The sequence below is a fragment of the Leptolyngbya sp. BC1307 genome (genome assembly GCF_002286735.1).
Lineage (GTDB): Bacteria > Cyanobacteriota > Cyanobacteriia > Phormidesmidales > Phormidesmidaceae > Phormidesmis.
Genome location: NZ_NRTA01000012.1, coordinates 1 through 16,688, shown reverse-complemented (window position 1 = coordinate 16,688; position 16,688 = coordinate 1). Strand labels below are relative to the sequence as shown.

Annotated in this window: 15 protein-coding genes and 1 pseudogene; 6 read left to right on the top strand and 10 right to left on the bottom strand. The window is 53.5% G+C overall.

Annotated features, from left to right (window positions below; all coding sequences use genetic code 11):
- Nucleotides 1–24 precede the first annotated feature (24 nt).
- On the bottom strand, nucleotides 25–1,926 hold the full coding sequence (locus CKL79_RS09040; protein ID WP_121969264.1) for an SLC13 family permease: 1,902 nt from the start codon (nucleotides 1,924–1,926) through the stop codon (nucleotides 25–27).
- 188 nt (nucleotides 1,927–2,114) lie between these two features.
- Here CKL79_RS09040 and CKL79_RS09035 point away from each other — a divergent pair, with 188 nt between their 5' ends.
- The 4 genes from CKL79_RS09035 (at nucleotide 2,115) to CKL79_RS09020 (ending at nucleotide 5,382) form a co-directional block, all read left to right on the top strand.
- Nucleotides 2,115–2,909, top strand: a complete 795-nt coding sequence (locus CKL79_RS09035; RefSeq protein ID WP_121969263.1) for a Crp/Fnr family transcriptional regulator — start codon at nucleotides 2,115–2,117, stop codon at nucleotides 2,907–2,909.
- Between the two features lie 68 nt (nucleotides 2,910–2,977).
- The gene (locus tag CKL79_RS09030; RefSeq protein WP_121969354.1) at nucleotides 2,978–3,862 is read left to right on the top strand and encodes a J domain-containing protein; all 885 of its coding nucleotides are present in this window, start codon (nucleotides 2,978–2,980) and stop codon (nucleotides 3,860–3,862) included.
- The gene (locus CKL79_RS09025; RefSeq protein ID WP_121969262.1) at nucleotides 3,863–5,119 is read left to right on the top strand and encodes an ATP phosphoribosyltransferase regulatory subunit; all 1,257 of its coding nucleotides are present in this window, start codon (nucleotides 3,863–3,865) and stop codon (nucleotides 5,117–5,119) included. It begins immediately after the preceding gene.
- Nucleotides 5,120–5,154: 35 nt separating this feature from the next.
- Nucleotides 5,155–5,382 (top strand): ferredoxin family protein, encoded by a 228-nt coding sequence (locus CKL79_RS09020; RefSeq protein ID WP_121969261.1) that lies wholly within the window; start codon nucleotides 5,155–5,157, stop codon nucleotides 5,380–5,382.
- 75 nt (nucleotides 5,383–5,457) lie between these two features.
- On the opposite strand, the gene CKL79_RS09015 is transcribed toward CKL79_RS09020, so the two are convergent.
- From CKL79_RS09015 to CKL79_RS08980, 8 genes are all read right to left on the bottom strand, one after another.
- On the bottom strand, nucleotides 5,458–6,357 hold the full coding sequence (locus CKL79_RS09015) for an alpha/beta hydrolase (RefSeq protein ID WP_170944013.1): 900 nt from the start codon (nucleotides 6,355–6,357) through the stop codon (nucleotides 5,458–5,460).
- 163 nt (nucleotides 6,358–6,520) lie between these two features.
- The gene (locus CKL79_RS09010; protein ID WP_121969259.1) at nucleotides 6,521–7,033 is read right to left on the bottom strand and encodes a hypothetical protein; all 513 of its coding nucleotides are present in this window, start codon (nucleotides 7,031–7,033) and stop codon (nucleotides 6,521–6,523) included.
- Between the two features lie 112 nt (nucleotides 7,034–7,145).
- On the bottom strand, nucleotides 7,146–7,571 hold the full coding sequence (locus CKL79_RS09005; RefSeq protein ID WP_121969258.1) for a hypothetical protein: 426 nt from the start codon (nucleotides 7,569–7,571) through the stop codon (nucleotides 7,146–7,148).
- Nucleotides 7,572–7,816: 245 nt separating this feature from the next.
- Nucleotides 7,817–9,058, bottom strand: coding sequence for a M20 family metallopeptidase (locus CKL79_RS09000; protein ID WP_121969257.1), 1,242 nt, complete (start codon nucleotides 9,056–9,058; stop codon nucleotides 7,817–7,819).
- A 180-nt stretch (nucleotides 9,059–9,238) separates the two neighbouring features.
- Complete coding sequence (locus CKL79_RS08995; protein ID WP_121969256.1) at nucleotides 9,239–9,640, bottom strand: fasciclin domain-containing protein; 402 nt, start codon at nucleotides 9,638–9,640, stop codon at nucleotides 9,239–9,241.
- Nucleotides 9,641–9,758: 118 nt separating this feature from the next.
- The gene (locus tag CKL79_RS08990) at nucleotides 9,759–11,051 is read right to left on the bottom strand and encodes a CO2 hydration protein (RefSeq protein WP_121969255.1); all 1,293 of its coding nucleotides are present in this window, start codon (nucleotides 11,049–11,051) and stop codon (nucleotides 9,759–9,761) included.
- Nucleotides 11,051–12,568, bottom strand: a complete 1,518-nt coding sequence (locus CKL79_RS08985; RefSeq protein ID WP_121969254.1) for an NADH-quinone oxidoreductase subunit M — start codon at nucleotides 12,566–12,568, stop codon at nucleotides 11,051–11,053. The genes CKL79_RS08990 and CKL79_RS08985 overlap by 1 nt, the downstream gene beginning before the upstream one ends.
- Before the next feature lie 44 nt (nucleotides 12,569–12,612).
- Entirely contained in the window at nucleotides 12,613–14,475 is a 1,863-nt protein-coding gene (locus CKL79_RS08980; protein ID WP_121969253.1) for an NAD(P)H-quinone oxidoreductase subunit F, read from the bottom strand.
- Between the two features lie 334 nt (nucleotides 14,476–14,809).
- Here CKL79_RS08980 and CKL79_RS08975 point away from each other — a divergent pair, with 334 nt between their 5' ends.
- Complete coding sequence (locus CKL79_RS08975; RefSeq protein WP_121969252.1) at nucleotides 14,810–15,646, top strand: SDR family oxidoreductase; 837 nt, start codon at nucleotides 14,810–14,812, stop codon at nucleotides 15,644–15,646.
- A gap of 249 nt (nucleotides 15,647–15,895) precedes the next feature.
- On the top strand, nucleotides 15,896–16,291 hold the full coding sequence (locus CKL79_RS23815; protein WP_121969251.1) for an alpha-amylase family glycosyl hydrolase: 396 nt from the start codon (nucleotides 15,896–15,898) through the stop codon (nucleotides 16,289–16,291).
- On the opposite strand, the pseudogene CKL79_RS08965 reads toward CKL79_RS23815, so the two are convergent.
- Nucleotides 16,292–16,688: pseudogene (locus CKL79_RS08965) on the bottom strand (hypothetical protein); the annotation flags it as partial.

Sequence of the window (16,688 nt, the reverse complement as noted above, 5' to 3'; positions counted from 1 at the left end):
GATTCGTAAACAGAGCAGAGGACGCTAAAAAGGATAGATGAAGGGCGTTAAGGCGACGGTCACCACACCATACAAAATATTAAGCGGCACGCCGATTCGCAGAAAGTCGGAGAATTTATAGCCGCCTGGCCCGCAGACCATCAGGTTTGTCTGATAGCCGATGGGCGTCGCAAAGCTGGCAGAAGCCGCAATCATAATGCCAATTACAAAGGGCAGATAGCTGACGCCGAGCTGATTTGCTAAAGAGAGCGCAATCGGGAAAATCAGTGCTGCTGCCGCGTTGTTGGTAATAATCTCAGTGAGAATAGTAGTGACAGCGTAGATGGCCGCTAAGACTAGCCAAGGATTATTGCCCGCTAAGCTGATGAAGCCAGTGGCGATCGCCTCAGCCGCCCCGGTAGAACCCAGCGCCTCACCCAGCGCCAGTGCCGCTGCAATCACCAGCAGCACCGACCAGTCAATACTTCGCAGCGCCTGGGCCGGAGAGCAGCAGCCCAAAACCAGCATTCCCACCGCTGCCAGCACCGCCGCTTGCAGCATACTCAGCCAACCCACCGCTGCTAGAACCACCATCATCACCGTCAGGCCAAATGCCCACAGCGATTTCTCGTGGCGAATCGGCTCCGAGTTAGGAATGGTGCTAACCAGATAAAAGTCACGCGAGATCCGACGCTCATCGACAAAGGCGGGAGAAGCTTCTAACAGCAGCGTGTCGCCCGCCTGAAGGCGAATATCACCAATTTTTCCGAAGAGGCGATCGCCATTGCGTGCCGCTGCCACCACCACCGCGTTATACCGGCTGCGAAACTTGCTTTCACGAATGGTCTGCCCCACCAGCGGACAGGTATTAGAGACCACCGCCTCAATCAGACTGCGCTCGGTGCGATCGCTGTCTAGCTTAAACACCTGATCGGTCGCAGGCTGCAATCCGCGAATGCGCTGCAAGTCCAGAATAGAATCGACCACCCCCACAAACAACAGCTGATCACCACTCTGCAAAATCTCTTGCGGGCCGACTGCTGCTAATACCTGTGGGCCCCGCCGAACCTCAGCTAAATACAGGTCAGGCAGATGCCGCAGCCCCGCCTTTTCTACCGTTTTGCCCACCAGCGGACTCTCGGGGATGACGCTCATCTCGACGGTGTACTCACGCAGATCATCCGTGTCGCTGAGGACTGCCTGACGATCAGGCAACAGCCACCGCTGCGCAAAAAACAAAAACAAAAAGCCCACCAGACCGCAGGGCAGTCCAACCCAAGCAATATCAAACAGCCTGAGACCGCTTTCTCCTGTAGCGTCAATCAGCAAACCGTTGACCACCAGATTGGTACTCGTGCCAATCAGCGAGCACAGCCCACCAAAAATCGCCGCATAGCTCAGCGGAATCATCAGCTTAGACGGACTAAAGCGCAGCTTGCGGCACCAATCATTCACCACCGGAATAAACATGGCGACAACCGGCGTGTTGTTGAGAAAAGCGCTCGCACCCATCACCGGCAGCATTAGGCGTACCAGCGCTCTGCTAGGCGTTTTGGGCATTCCTAACACCTGTTGCGACACCCACTGTAAGGCTCCGGTTTGCTGCAATCCGGTTACTACCATGTAGAGCACGCCTACGGTGATCATGCCCGAGTTGCTGAAACCCGAGAGAGCCGCTTTTTCATCTAAAACGCCGCTTAAAAAGAGAACTGCCGCTGCTCCCAAAAACACAATTTCAGCCGGTAGCGCTGTTAGTGCATTGCCTAAGAAAGCGGCAATGGTGACGGCGATCGCCAACCAACCCTGCCAGGAGAGCGAACCAGCCAAAATACTGCCAGCCCCCCAGAAGGCGGCACCTAAGCTGAAAACCAGACCAGCTCCCAGCAGAGCGCCCAAAACCAACCACCGCTGAACCCGATATCGCCGATGAAACAGAGCCAGACGCATGTGAATTTCCTAAAAGCTAAGTGGCAGGTAATAAGTGCCCAGCAATCTAAGTTTTGCCTGCTCAAAATTCTACATCAGTAAGCTGAATACGAATCAAGAATGTTTTCAAATTCATTTTCAGTTTATATCTACCCACCCTGGGCTACGTGACAGAATAGAAAAGTGAAAGCCTTGCAGGAGAAGTCGAGATGGCTAAACAAACCGTGCAGGCTCCTTCCTCGCCCGATTGGATGACAGAGCTGACGCAGACAAATTTTTTATTTCGGGGGCTCGATACCGATCAGGTAGCTCAATACTTGACTCTAGAAGACTGCTCGCTCGAAAAGCTTTACTCCAGTCGGCCTGTTTACACGGCTTACCTGCCCGATGCTCCGCTCGATCACCTCTACGCCATTGTCAGCGGCGGCCCGGTGATCGCTCGCAGCGCCCCTCTAGACCGGGTGATTGCCCTGACTTATCCGGGCGGCTGCTTTGGCATGTTAAATCTGGACTTTAGCTACGGCCAGGTTTACCACGGATTTCCTAGCCTGGTAGAGGCTTATAAAACGACTGACGTTGTCAAGATTCCCCGCGCTAACGTTCAAGCGCTCTATCAAAACAGCTCAGAGTTTCAGTCTCGCTATAGCCTGCTATTTGAACTGCGCGAAAAATTTCAATATCACCTGCTCAACTGCAGTACCTATCCGCCTCAGGCAGTGGCAGCGCTACTGAGAGCGCTGATTTATCAGGAGCGATCGCTGGGCAATCAGCCCGAAGACGACAGCACCTTCAGCTTTGATCTACCGATAGACATCATCGCCAGAGCCGCGCAGCTCAACCACCGCACAGTCGAACAGGTGCTCAAGGGCATGGTCAAAGTAGGGCTGCTCAAAAGCCATGCCAAATCTGAAGCGACAGATATTGTTCAAGTCTGCGATCCAGAAGGGATGAAGGCAGTTTATGGGGCGACTAGAGATAAGGTGTCGTGGTGGCCGCTGCGATGAAGCGTTTATGAAGGATGATTGCGGGCATTCTGAGCCTGCGACCTTTATCCCACCTTTACAAACTAGCTATGACCATCACCGAAGGGCTCTTTAAACTCGACGTGACTGACCATCATGCCGTGCTCGGATTTTCTCTAGCAGCCGACCCCAAGCAGGTGCGCAAACGCTATCTCAAGGTCGCCCGACGGCTCCATCCTGACAGCCTGAGAGAGATGCCCGAGGCGCAGAGACAGCGAGCGAGCGAGCTGCTCTCAAAAAGGGTGAATCCAGCTTATGAGGCGCTGACTCAGGAGAAATCGATGACGGAGCACTATATTTTGCTGAAAATGAAGCAGCAGCAGCTCATCGCCAGACCGATTTTATTTACAGCCAAGTGCGAGGCCGCGAAAAGACTGCTAGGCACTGGCAATCTGGAAGCCGACTATACGGCGGCGCTCAAAAAAATTGCTGATACTCAGTTTGACGATCTAGCTCAGGTGGAAACCGCCATTGGCGAAATCAGCGAACTCAATGCAGTCTACCTGACGCGCAAAGGGAATATAGGCGAAAAAACCACCCGCAGCGCGATCGCTGACACCGCTCCTGCTGAACCCGTAGACACCCCTCGTCGCCCCCGTCACGAGGTCATCATTGAAAGCTATTTGAGCCGCGCCAAAGAATTTGACTATAAACGGGACTACTCTCGCGCTATTTTAGAACTGCGAGAAGCGATCGCCGCCCACCCGCAAAGCGCCCTCTGTCACGGCTACCTGTCCAGCCTCTATCTCAAGGCCGGACAAGCCACCCTGGCTAAGATTCACGCCAAGCAAGCCCTCACCTTTGACCCCGACAACGACATGGCCAAAGCAGTGCAAACTCAGCTCGGTGCCAAGTCAGCCAAAGTCGCAAGCGCTGCGAAGGAAGCCAAAGGCGGCGGTCTTTTGAGCGGATTGTTTGGTGGAAAGAAAGCATAGATGCCCGCAGGAAACCCAGTAGGAAATACATACCAGCCCCCCACCGGTGGCCGCGACTTACTCCCGCTCGATGTCGTCCAAAAGCATTGGATTGAAGACCGCTTGGAGCAGGTCTTTCATCGGTGGGGCTACCATCGCATCATCACCTCGACGGTAGAGACGATGGATACGCTGATGGCGGGCGGAGCCATTGAGCGAACTGAGGTGATCGAGCTACAGATTGGGCAGGTGGGCGAGCAGCGGCTAGGTCTGCGCCCTGAGCTGACCGCTTCGATTGCTCGAGCGGCGGTGACCCGGCTGGCTTCGGTGACTTACCCGCAGCGGCTCTATTACAATGCCAATGTGTTTCGGCGCTCGGCGCAGGGCAGTCGGGGCGGCCAGCAGGAATATCACCAGGCAGGTATTGAGCTGCTCGGGGCCAGCGGTCTGGTAGCCGATGCAGAAGCCGTGCTGCTGGTCTCGGCCTGTCTGAGCACGCTAAATCTGTCCGATGCGACGCTCGTGCTGGGCGAAGCGGCCCTGACCTATTCGCTGCTGTCGCCTTTTCCAGAGACGATGCGCGACCAGGTAAGCCACTACATTGCGACGTTAGACCGGGTGGCGCTAGAAGAAATGACGCTGCCTGCTGAACTGCGGACGCTGGCGCTGCAGCTGATGGACTTACGCGGCGAGCCTAAGACTGTGCTAGCGAAGCTAAGCGAGTTTGATCTAGATGAGCAGCAGCAGGTGATCGCCTATCAGCTCAAGTCTCTGACAGCGCTGTTTGAGCAGGAGCGTCAGCAGGGCATTGCGGTGCCGCCAATTGTCTTAGATCTCAGCCTCATTCGGCCCTTTGGTTACTATACGGGCATCGTTTTTGAGGTGGTGAGTGCTAGCCGCCAGATACTAGGGCAGGGCGGTCGCTACGACAATTTACTGGCGGTCTACGATGCCGCTGCGGGCAGTCACGGCTTTCCGGGCATTGGCTTTGTCTTAAATATTGAGCGGCTGCATCAGGAGCTAGTGCCGAGCGGTCAGCTACCGGGCGAACTTCCCCCGACGGACTGGCTGATTGTGCCGAAGAGCGAATCGGCGGCGGTGGCAGCCATGGCCTATGCGCAAAAGGCCCGCCAGTCAGAGAACACGGTGCGGGTAGAGATGAGCTTAGACCTAGAGCAGTCGGTAGAGGAAGTGAGAGCGATCGCCCGCAAACGCAACATCAGCCGCATCGCCTGGATTGCCGATCAGGGCTTGCCCGAAATCGAAATAGTTAACTAAGCTAGATAAGCCCCTTTTCAAAGTGAGACTCTCCTGTGGCCCATTCCATTGTGACCAACGTGTGTGAAGGCGTTGCCGACTGCGTCGATGCTTGCCCTGTCGCCTGCATTCACGAAGGGCCAGGTAAAAACAAAAAAGGCACCGACTGGTACTGGATTGATTTTGATACCTGCATTGACTGCGGCATCTGCCTACAGGTCTGCCCGGTAGAAGGCGCAATTTTACCGGAAGAAAAGCCAGATTTGCAGCAGACGCCCACGTAGGACGGTTAGGCAAGGTTTTAAAAAACTAACGACGACCCGTGGCGGAGATTTCTAGCGGAGATCTCTGTTTTTCAATTAACCAAAGCTTTGCCGAGCTGATTGCAGCCAAGCGTTTGAGCAGAAGGCTTTGACCGTTTCGCCATATGCGTTTCCGAGTAGGGTGGCGATGTTGTTGTGATTAGCACCCTTTGCCAGCCAGATCTCTTTGGGATCAGGAGATGCCCTGTACAGATGCTCGCTCATGAAAGACGGAACATCTCGATCTTGATCGCCATGCACGTAGAGAACGGGCACTTTGAGCTGGCTGACTTTACTGAGAGAGTCGAAAGGATGGGTCAGCAACTGCTCTATAGGAAAAAAGCGATAGATCGCTCTGCCCTTTACCACGTCTTTCATGGCAGTAAATGAGCTTTTGACGATGAGATTGGCCATGCGGGGCTGTTGGGTTGCCAGGTGAATGGCGATCGCCCCGCCCATTGAGTGGCCGCAAACGGTGATTTGCTCTGGCGCAATCTGGCGCACTGCTGTCAGGCATTGCCACGCCATCTCAGCATCGGCATAGGTGGTTTGCTCGGTGGGGCCAACGCCAGTGCTTTGACCATAGCCGCGATAGTCAAAGGCAAATACCGAAAAGCCCAGATTGTAATAAAAGCGAATGCGCTCTAAGTTATAGCTGATATTGCCATAGTTGCCGTGGCAAAGCAGCAGCACCTGACGACTGCCCGGATTAGGCAACCACCAGCCGTGCAGCGTACCCGCTTCTAGATCTGCGCCAGTCTCCTGACTCACCGGTATCCAAACGTCTTCGTAGGGCAAGCCGCTATCAGCTGGGGTACTCATCAGATGCGGCAAAGGACGGAATATCAACTTTGCCTGAGCGTGATAGAGAGCAAGGCAGGTGCCAGCATAGGCAATAGCAGTCAGGCTGCCGGCAAACAGTAGCGGGCTCATAGCTTTATCGGCGGAGCTAGCCATAGCGATCAGAGAAAACAGATGAAGAGTGAACATGAACTGAGTAGACGATGAATCAGGACTGAGGTTCAGTTTACCCTCAGCCCTGACGCAAAAAGGTGCCCGTAGGCACCCCTTCAAATTGGTCTTAAGCTAGGCGCTCAGGCCCTTAGAATAACCAATTGCATTAGCGATGAAGCCACTTGGCCGCGATCGCCCCAATCGCCGCGCCTACCAGCGGATTGCTCAAAAACTTCAAAATAGCGGGCTGATCAGCTAGCACATCTTGAAAGACATCAGGGTGAGCGGTATAGGCAAAAGACGCTAGCTTGCCCACGTCATCCGCATTCATTTTCTTGGGGTTGTGAGTCGAAAGGCCCAGCTGCTTTTCTAGATCGCGATCGCTCAATCCTCGCTCTTTGAGATGCTTAAAGAAATCGCGAGCGACATCATCGCGCTCGTTTGGCTTGATTTTTGCGATCGCCTGCTTCAGCTCAGGGTCCATCTGACTCGCGGGCACCCGCTCCGGATGGAAAGACCGCTTGAGCAAACCGTGCCGCTCATCGCGAGAAGAGCGATCAGCAAAGTCATCGAAGCTCTGATACTTTTCGCCTAAAGCTTCATTATCGTTGAGGACTTCTTTATTGCCGCCTGCGAGATCTTTCATGATCTCGCGCTTGTATTTGTCACTTGTAGACATGAGAGCAAACTCCAAATTGATGAGTGTTTGGTAGGTATGGTGCCAGCAAAGCGAACCGTAGACTGCCTAAAGTTCTGGTAACAGTCTGGACATCTCCGGCTTGACCAAACCGTTATGCGGGCTGTTCGTACTCGACTTGCCGGGTTTGCGAGTCGTAGTTAGCTTGTAGAATCAGCTCCTTATCAGGGGCATACACCAGTACTTTCAAATCTTTATCAGGAAAGCTTTGGCGAAAGCCTTGAAGCAGAGATCGAGAAAGATCTTTCACTTCGCTAGGCCGCACCGAGTCGCTGATAACAACGCCAAGTTTGTCGTTATCGCGCACGTAGGCATCGGAGATCAGCCCTTGAGCTGCACTGACAACCCAGTCACCATAGGTTTGCCCAGCGGTAGAGTTGCCTCGCTGTAGCTGCTCGTAGCCGATATTAGTTCCCGTGGGAGCTTCACGAGTAGCCGTAGCACAGCCGGTAGTAACAGTGAGCAGCAGTACTAGCGCTAGGGCTGTGAGCCAGCGACGGCTGCGTTGAAAGAACGTCATGGTATTGCTATGTTCCTTAGCTGGACGACAAGAAGAGCACAGCGCTCCATCTATCGAGCGCTATCAAACTGCATACTACGAAATTCCGTAGCTTACCTAACACTTCTAAAAGAGTAAATATCAGTAGCAATCAGTTTCTTTAGATAGATTCTCAAATATCCTCTGCCCAGAGCAATATCAGAGCAATCACTGAAAAAAGGCAAAGCTTAAGCAAGAAACCTTTCTCTAAAAACAGAATCTAAAAATCAGCGGTCTAGCCGGTCATTCCCCGTTTCCCCGTTCCCCGTTTCCCCATTCCCAGACTGCCAATACCGATAAGCGCTATACGCCATAGTAACCACGCCAGATATCAGAGCCGTCTCATCAATTTCAAACTGCGAGTGATGTAGCGAATAGTTGTGGCGACCTGCAAAGCCGACGCCCAGGCGAAACATCGTCCCTCGGGTGAGGCTGGTGTAGTTAGCAAAATCTTCTGCGCCCATAGAGGCATCGGCGATCCACTGAATGCGATCGCTGCCCAACGCCTCACTGGCACAGTCAGCCACTAGCTGAGTCAAATCAGGATCATTGAGCACAGAGGTACAGCGACGGCGATAGTTGACGGTGCAGGTCGCGCCATGCAGGTGACAAACGTCGGTTGCAATCCGCTCTATCCATTCTGGGAGCAGGGCGTGGGTGTCGGCATGGAGCGATCGCACTGTCCCCGTCAGACGCACCTGATCGGCAATCACATTGGGCGCGCGACCACCCGAGATCTGACCAATCGTAATCACAGCCGGGTGCAGCGGGTTAATCGTCCGGCTAATTGACTGCTGGAGCTGCGTGATCACCTGCGCCGCAATCCAAATAGCGTCAATGGCTTCGTGAGGGCGCGCACCATGACCAGATTCACCCGAAATCACAATTTCTAGATCATCGGCAGCAGCCGTGAGCGCGCCCTGACGCAGCCCAATCACGCCAGCAGGAATGCTAGGAAATACGTGCAGGCCAAAAATAGCCGCAACATCTTGCATAACGCCGTCTTCAATCATCCACTTCGCCCCCTGAGAGGTTTCTTCAGCGGGCTGAAAAAGAAAGCGAGTCGTGCTAGGAAAAAGCTGCTCGCTGGAATTGACCAGCTCAGCTAAAACCATCGCCGTTCCGAGGCCAACAGCCGTGTGCGCATCGTGGCCACAGGCATGCATAATCCCCGGACTCTTAGAGACGAACGGCAGATCCGTTTTTTCAACAATCGGCAGCGCGTCCATGTCAGCGCGAATGGCTAGCACGTCCTGATTGGGCGGCGTCTCGCCTTTTAGCTCAGCGACAACGCCCGTCTTGCCGACCATCTCCTGCACATGAAAGCCGCAGGAAGAGAGCACGCCCGAAATGTAAGCAGCCGTCTGATATTCTTGGCCGCTCAGTTCGGGATGGGAGTGAACGTGGCGGCGAATTTCGATAATGCGGGGTGAGAGCTTAGTCGCGATCTTTTGAATGGTGGAGAGCATGGAAAGCGCAGGAGGAGCAGTATTTGTCTTAAGGTTTTACATCTTAAGGCTTTATAGCATCGACGATAATTGCTGCGCTGTGCGATCGCGATGACAACACCCCCCAGATATAGATACGATTACTGCTGAACCTCACCACCTGAACGCCAACGACCGTCAAATGCTCGCCAGCTAACCCAGCTAACCCATCAAAATCACATTATCAATCACATGAATAACGCCGTTGTCAGCTTCAATATCTGCTGCCACGACCGTTGAATTTTTAACCTCAAAGTTCGGCTCAGTGCGAATAGGAATCGGTGAACTTTCGAGCGATGTCAGGGTATCAGTTGAAGACAAATCGGCTTTCCGCCAGGAACCAGCAACAACGTGATACTTCAAAATGCGCGCTAGCTGCGGTGGATTGTCTACCAGCGTTTGCACCGTGCCGGGCGGCAATTTTGCAAAAGCGTCATCGGTCGGCGCAAACACGGTGAAGGGTCCACCCGTCGCCAGCACATCGACTAGCCCCGCTGCTTGAACGGCTGCAACCAGCGTGGAAAATCCTTCCGTTTCAACAGCAATCTCTACAATACTTGGCATTGCAATTCCTTGGGGAAAATCCGTGAACAATTAAAGGGATAACTCGAAGTGGGAGAGTTTCGCAGAATTCAGTAGTCAGTAGTCAGAATTAACTGTCTCCTGTCTCCTGTCTCCTGCCCTACCGATAACTCTGATCCTGCACATCCCGCAATCTCGCTTCCGGACGCTTGAACCGATCAATCTGTTGCTCAAAAAACTGACGGTTAGCCTTTAAATGCTCAGGATTAGGGTCATCTAACGGATAGAGCAGCGCTGTCCGTAGGGCCTGAATCACCGCTGAAGTGACATTGTACATAGATCGCTGGAAGGTGATTCCGAGCTGAATCAGCATATCGTCTTCGCCGCGTCCGTGTTTTTGATACTCTTCCACCAGATAGTCCGGTAAAAAGTGCAGCATATCTTGCATCAGCAGCGTCGGCGGAATGCCCGCACTGCCCACCGGAAAGACATCGGCATACAGAATGCCGTAGTGAAAGTCTTTTTGATCGGCAGGAATCTGTCCGGCCTGCGCGTTGTAAGACTTGGTACCTCTAAAAGGAGCCGTGCGATAAAAGACCGCTTCGACATAGGGCAGAGCGGCTTCGTACAGCCAGGTAAACGCTTGAGACTTAGGAATAATCTCGTAGCATTCACCATCGATATAAACATGGTGATAGATCGGGCGACCCGCTACCGCAAAGATGCCATTGACCAAAAACTCCATCGCTTCAGGTACGGTGGTCATTTTGCCTTCGTCGTACAGATCGCTCATCTCGAAGAAGACCGGGGCCATCACCTCCCAAAACAAACCTAAGTTGGCGTAGTAAGAGAGTTTTTTTACCTGCTCTAGAAACATCTCAGGAAAGAGTTTGTAAAGGCCGAGCATAGCCGGGTTGCCTTTGAAGTAGGCGCGAATGGCGCGATCGCTATTCTGCTTATACTCTTCACTATCTAGATAAGCATTAAAGCCAGGGTTGATATCTTCGTGCCACAGCATTGCTTCCATGCAGGCTTCGGCAAATTCCATATTGACCCGGTCGTGCCAGAGATGGTGCAGCAGCTTGGGCAGCTTGCGGTTGACCTCGCCTTTTTCCATAAAGGCTCTCAGCTCTGGGTGGGCATCCGCTTCGCCGCGCCAGATCCGTAAGTCGGCGGTATCGCCTGCATAGGCGTTGGGTCGGTCTAGATATTCTTCGGAGATGAAGTATTTGAAGGCGGGCAGTGGGTTGAGAAAGACCTGCTCAGCAATGTAGAGCAAATCTCGCCAGTAAAAGTCCATCGGCACGGCGTAGGCTTTGTAAATGCCGATGATCTGTTTAAGGTTGTCGGGCGTGTCGGGCAGCATCGAGCCCCCGGCTTCCAATCGGTGAATGACTTCAGAGAATTCGTGAGTAGACGGCGGCAAGGTGGCAGTGAGAGTAGCAGTAGTCATTATAGTTTCGGTGAGAAGACAGCAGGTTCAGATTGAAGCGCAATGCGAGTTTCTGGGATGGGCACTGCGGCGACTAATGTTTTAGAGCTAGCAGCACTCCAATGGACTAACCAGTTAGGCTGAAGGCCCAGCACAACAACCAGCGTTGCCAAAATCAGTGCCGGTACTTGTTCAGTAAGGCTGACCTTGCCGTAGTGGGCTTTTTGATTGTCCAGCCGACCAAAGCAGGTGCGGTTGATCAAGATGACAAAGTACACAGCCGTCAACCCTGTACCCACCACGCAGAGGAGAGTCTGCACCGGGAAGACGCTGTAGCTGCCCTGAAAGACCAGAAACTCTGTGATGAAGCCGACTAGCCCCGGAATGCCCGCGCTGGCCATGCCACTGAGCACTAACAGGGCACTGACGACAGGCAGACCCCGCAGCGGATTCATCAGGCCATTGAGCTGATCGAGTTGGCGAGTGCCTACTTTGTCTTCAACAACGCCGACAAGATGGAACAGCAGCGCCAAAATTAGGCCGTGAGAGACCATTTGAGAGATGGCCCCAACCAAGCTGAGTTCGGTAAAGGCCGCGCCGCCGAGCATGACGTAGCCCATGTGGCCGATAGAGCTGTAGGCCACCATGCGCTTGATGTCTTTTTGCGCGATCGCCGTCACCGACCCGTACAGCACACTCACCGCCGCCCACACTGCGAGAAAAGGCGATAGCGCTGCCCAGGCATCAGGAAATAGCCCCAACCCAAAGCGAAAGATGCCATAGGTGCCCAGCTTGGCCAAAACGCCACCCAGCATAATCGCCACTGAAGGAGACGCCGCCACATAGGTATCCGGTAGCCAGGTGTGAAACGGCACCAGCGGAATTTTAATGCCAAAGCCAACCAGCATCAGCCCTAGCAAGACAATTTGAGTAGACTGAGGCAGCTCAATTTGCAGCACCTGATCGTAAGAAAAGTCAGCACTGCCGCCTAGCCAGACAGCCCCTAAAAAGCTGGCCAGAATAAACGCGCCTGCGATCGCCGTGTAGAGCAAAAACTTAGTCGCCGCATAGTCACGCTTATCGCCTCCCCAAATAGAGATGAGAAAATAGAGCGGCACCAGCTCAATCTCAAACAGCAGAAAGAACAGCAGCAGGTTTTGGGCCAAAAAAGCGCCTGCTACACCGCCGCTGACTAAGAGCATAAGCGCGTAGAAAAATCGAGGACGCTCCATAGTCTCCCGGCTGCCGTAAATTGCGATCCAGGTGAGCAGACTGTTGAGTGCCACCATCATCAGCGAGAGCCCATCCAGGCCGAGATCGTAGTTTAGCCCCAGCATCGGTAGCCACGGCATAAACTCTCGCATCTGAAAGCCAGCAGCGCTCAGATCGAACTGGGTAAATAGCAAAATCGTCCACAGCAGCGCAAGGCCAGACACTGTCAGGGCTGAGATTCGAGACTGCTGGGCGGTGAGCTTGAAAGGGAGGAAGGCAAGCAGCAGACCGCCGATGGTCGGTAGCCAAATGAGAGGGCTTAGCATGTTTTTTAATGGAGGGAAGAGTTTGCAACACGAACAGTCCGGCATCAGGCAGGTAGAGAGATCAAAGCCAGGTAGATGCTGATGGCCGCAACAAAAAACGCGATCGTTAGCGCGTATGCTTGCATCCGACCGCTGTTTGCATACTTCAGCGCTTCACCGCTAAACAGTGACGACAGTCCAACAAAGTTAACTAATCCATCAACAACGTAGCGATCTAGCCAATCGGTGAGCTGAGAGATGAGATCGACTGCGGCGATCGCCGTCATCTCATACACCTTAGGCGTATAAAAGTCATAGGCCAGCAGTCGATTGAGCACGGGTGGCAGTAGCTCAGCCGGGCTTTTAACCCGATTGAATATATAGAAGAAACTGGCGATCGCCATGCCCCCCACGCTCGATAAAAACAGCGTCCAGCCCAGCGACCAGTGCAAGGTTAGATCACTGGGAAACAGTGACAGATTTTTAATCACCAGCGGCAGATGCAGAGTTAACCCAGCCATCACCGTCATCGGCAGCACCATCAACCAGATCGGCTCGGGTGCGCGGGCGGTCATGGCAGTGCGATCGCCCGCAAACATCAGGCCAAACATTCGCACCAGGGCAAAGCCTGCCACCCCATTCGCGACCAGTACCACCAGCACTAACCCCCACCGGCCATCTGCCCGCAGCCCTTCTAGCACAGCCATCAGCGACCAAAACCCACCAAAAGGCGGCAGTGCTATCAGCCCTACAATGCCCGCCAAAAATGATAGCCCCGTGATCGGGCGACGGCTCCAGAGCCCGCCCATCTGAGTAATATCTTGCGTAATGACGCTCAGAATCACGGAGCCAGTGCTCATCAGGAGCACAGCCGTCGCCGCCGCGTGGGTAAAGACCAACAGCAGGGCCGCTGTTGCATGCCCCGTGCCAATCGCGATAAATATCAGCCCCATATAGGCAGTGGCCAAATATGAGAGCACCCGTTTAGCATCGATTTGAGCAGCGGCAATCATCGTGCCACCGAGGGCAGAAACAGTGCCAATGGCGATCGCTAACCCTGTAGCCCAGGGCGACAGCGCAATTACCGGCTCCAACTTCACCAGCACCCAGGCCCCAGTGGCAACCACCACCGAATTACGCAAAATAGTAGTGGGCAGCGGGCCTTCCATCGCCTCATCTAGCCACAGATGCAGCGGAAACTGAGCGCACTTACTCACCGGGCCAGCCACCAGCGCCGTGCCAATCAGCGCCAACGTCAGCGTCTGCGTCTGCCCGATAGAAGGATTCGCCTGCGCCCACTGCGCCAGTTCGCTAAAGTTCCAGGTGCCTGCCAGCGGATAGAGCGCCAGCACCCCCATCAGCAAAATCAGATCGCCCACGCGCTTAGTCAAAAAGGCATCTCGCGCCCCCGTCACCACCAGCGACTGGTTAAACCAAAAGCCGACGATCAGGTAAGTTCCCAACGTTAAAATCTCCAGCAAAATATAGCTAAAGAACAGCGAATCGCACAGCACCAGCGCCGTCATACCCGCCTCAAATAGAGCCAGCAGCGCGTACATGCGGCCCCAGCCCCAGTCCATTTGCAGGTAGCCCACCGCGTAGACCTGCACCAGCAGATTGAGGATCACAATGACGACTGTTGCCCCTAACGTCAGCGCGGACAGCTCCAGCGGTAAAGTCAGATTGAGATCGGCGACTTGCAACCACGACAGCGATAGATACTGAGCAGGCTGATGCCACACCTCTGCCAGAGCCAAACCACTGTGAACCAGAGCAAAAATCGTTGTCACCAGGTTGATATACCCCACCGGGCGGGGACCAGTGCGACGGATCAGCGCCGGTGACCAAAAAACCGAGACGATCGCCCCCAGCAGGGGATAGCAGGGAATTAGCCAGCTTGTTTGGGCAATAACATTGGCGTTAATCATGGAAGTGAACAAGATAAGAGGGTAAATCGCCACTAGCCTTGCCGCGATGCCGGATTGAATCACCGACTGCGAATTTTAGACCACTGATTGCGCTATCGCAGAAATAGATGAAAGACTATGGAAAAATATGAGAACTAGGGAGTTACTCAATACATAAAATATACCATCCTCTTTATCTATCTAGGCAACGTTAATCATTGAAAAATCTTAATACTTTGCTACAGGCTGCTTATCATCCGCTGTCGGGGTTCACCTTCAGATCAGAAGGGGTCTACAGAAGACACCGGTCCTCGTATTCTGCTAAAACGATCAAGAAATCTGAGGAAGGCACAGGATGAAAGCCGCCATTATTGGCTGTGGGTATGTGGGCACCGCAGTGGCCCGACGCTGGCAAGATCAGGGAGTAGATGTACTAGCGACCACGACTCGCAGCGATCGCCTTTCAGAACTCTCGGCTGTCGCAAATCAGGTAAAAGTCCTCACTGGCACAGATGCCGCCCAGCTGCGGGCAGCGCTCTCAGATTGTCAGGTAGCGCTGCTGTGCGTCGGGCCAAAACGAGGCGCTAGCTACGTAGAGACCTATCTAAACACGGCTCAAACGCTGGCTAATGTTCTACCTGAAACAGACATTCGACAGCTGATTTACACCAGCAGCTATGCCGTCTATGGCCAGCATCACGGCGTTTGGGTCACCGAAATGATGCCGCCAGCGCCCAGCACTGAAAAGGGAGAAATTCTGGCAGCAACTGAGCAAACGCTGTTGGCATCCGCCAGCCCCCAGCGACAGATCTGCGTTTTGCGGCTAGGCGGCATCTATGGCCCAGGGCGAACCGTCGAGAGCATTTACGGGCGCGCTGCGGGCACCACTCGGCCTGGTAAAGGCGCAGAGTACAGCAACTGGATTCACATAGAAGATATCGTCGGGGCAATTGACTGGGCGTGCCAGCAGCGGCTAGCGGGCATTTACAATCTCGTTCAGGATGAAATTCTGACGGTGAGAGAATTGATTGGGAGGGTGTGCGATCGCCAAAATCTCGCCCCCGTCCAATGGGATGAAAGCCAGCCCAGCCGACGCACCCATAACGTCCGTGTCTCTAATACCAAGCTCAAAAGCACCGGCTATCAGTTTGTTCATCCTACGTTCTGGCCATCCCTTGAACAGACGAAATGAGCAGGCGGAATGAGCAGGCGAACCTAAAAAAGCCTGCTGGAAAAGCTTTTAAGCGTTGCCAAACTTAATATTGCAACATTACATTGTGATTAATTTGTTGTATTACCGCAGAGGGAAGTCATCGGTAATGGATACGCTCTAGGTTGTACATTAACAAATTCTTAAGCAGTATTTTCTTTCGACTTAATTGGTCAAAAGCCTCAGCACCCCATGAATGTCATTAACACTAACTGGTGAGGAAACTCCTCAATCAACCACTGGGACTGGACCTGGAAAGACGCCAATGAGGTAGAGCACGAGGGAGCCTGGTGGCAAAATGCCGTCATCTATCAGATCAATCCGCTCAGCTTTCTCGATACCGACGGCGATGGGACAGAAGACCTCGCAGGCGTTGTAGAAAAGCTAGACTACCTGGTTGCCTTAGGCGTTGATGCGATCTGGCTCTGCCCGATCTTTGAGTCGCCAATGAACGATCTGGGTTATGGCATCACCGATATGCGCCGAATCGATCCGACGTTTGGCGATATTGAAGTCTTTGATCAGCTGCTCGCAGTGGCCTACTCCGTCGGGCTCAAAGTGATGATTGATCAGGTGTGGAGCCACACTTCTAACCGCCACCCCTGGTTTTCAATACTCCGGACATAACTAAGAGACTAGACTACCGTAGTCACAAAGGCTCTGGTAGTTGGGGTGGGATTTAATCAAAGTCTCGTCCAGGGCTAAGTTGTGAATAAACCGCTCCAGTAGATGGTGATTGAGTTTTCGGCGTTTATACGAGGCCATTGAAAAGACAAAAGGCTCGTCGGTATTCCGCTGCTGGTAAGCCTCCCATTTAGCCAAGTTCAACGCGGTCAAAGCAGCGTTGGAATGAAAGTCAAGCTTCTGTTCGCTGCGTGCCTGACAATCGGTGAGGCCCGTGAACTGTTTAGCCTCTCTAAAGATAAATTCAGTGTGCCAGCCACAACACCCCCATAAGAACGAAACCAACTTCGTACCCAACGATTGGATTAAGGGGATTATTGCGATTGGTAAAAGCGATCGC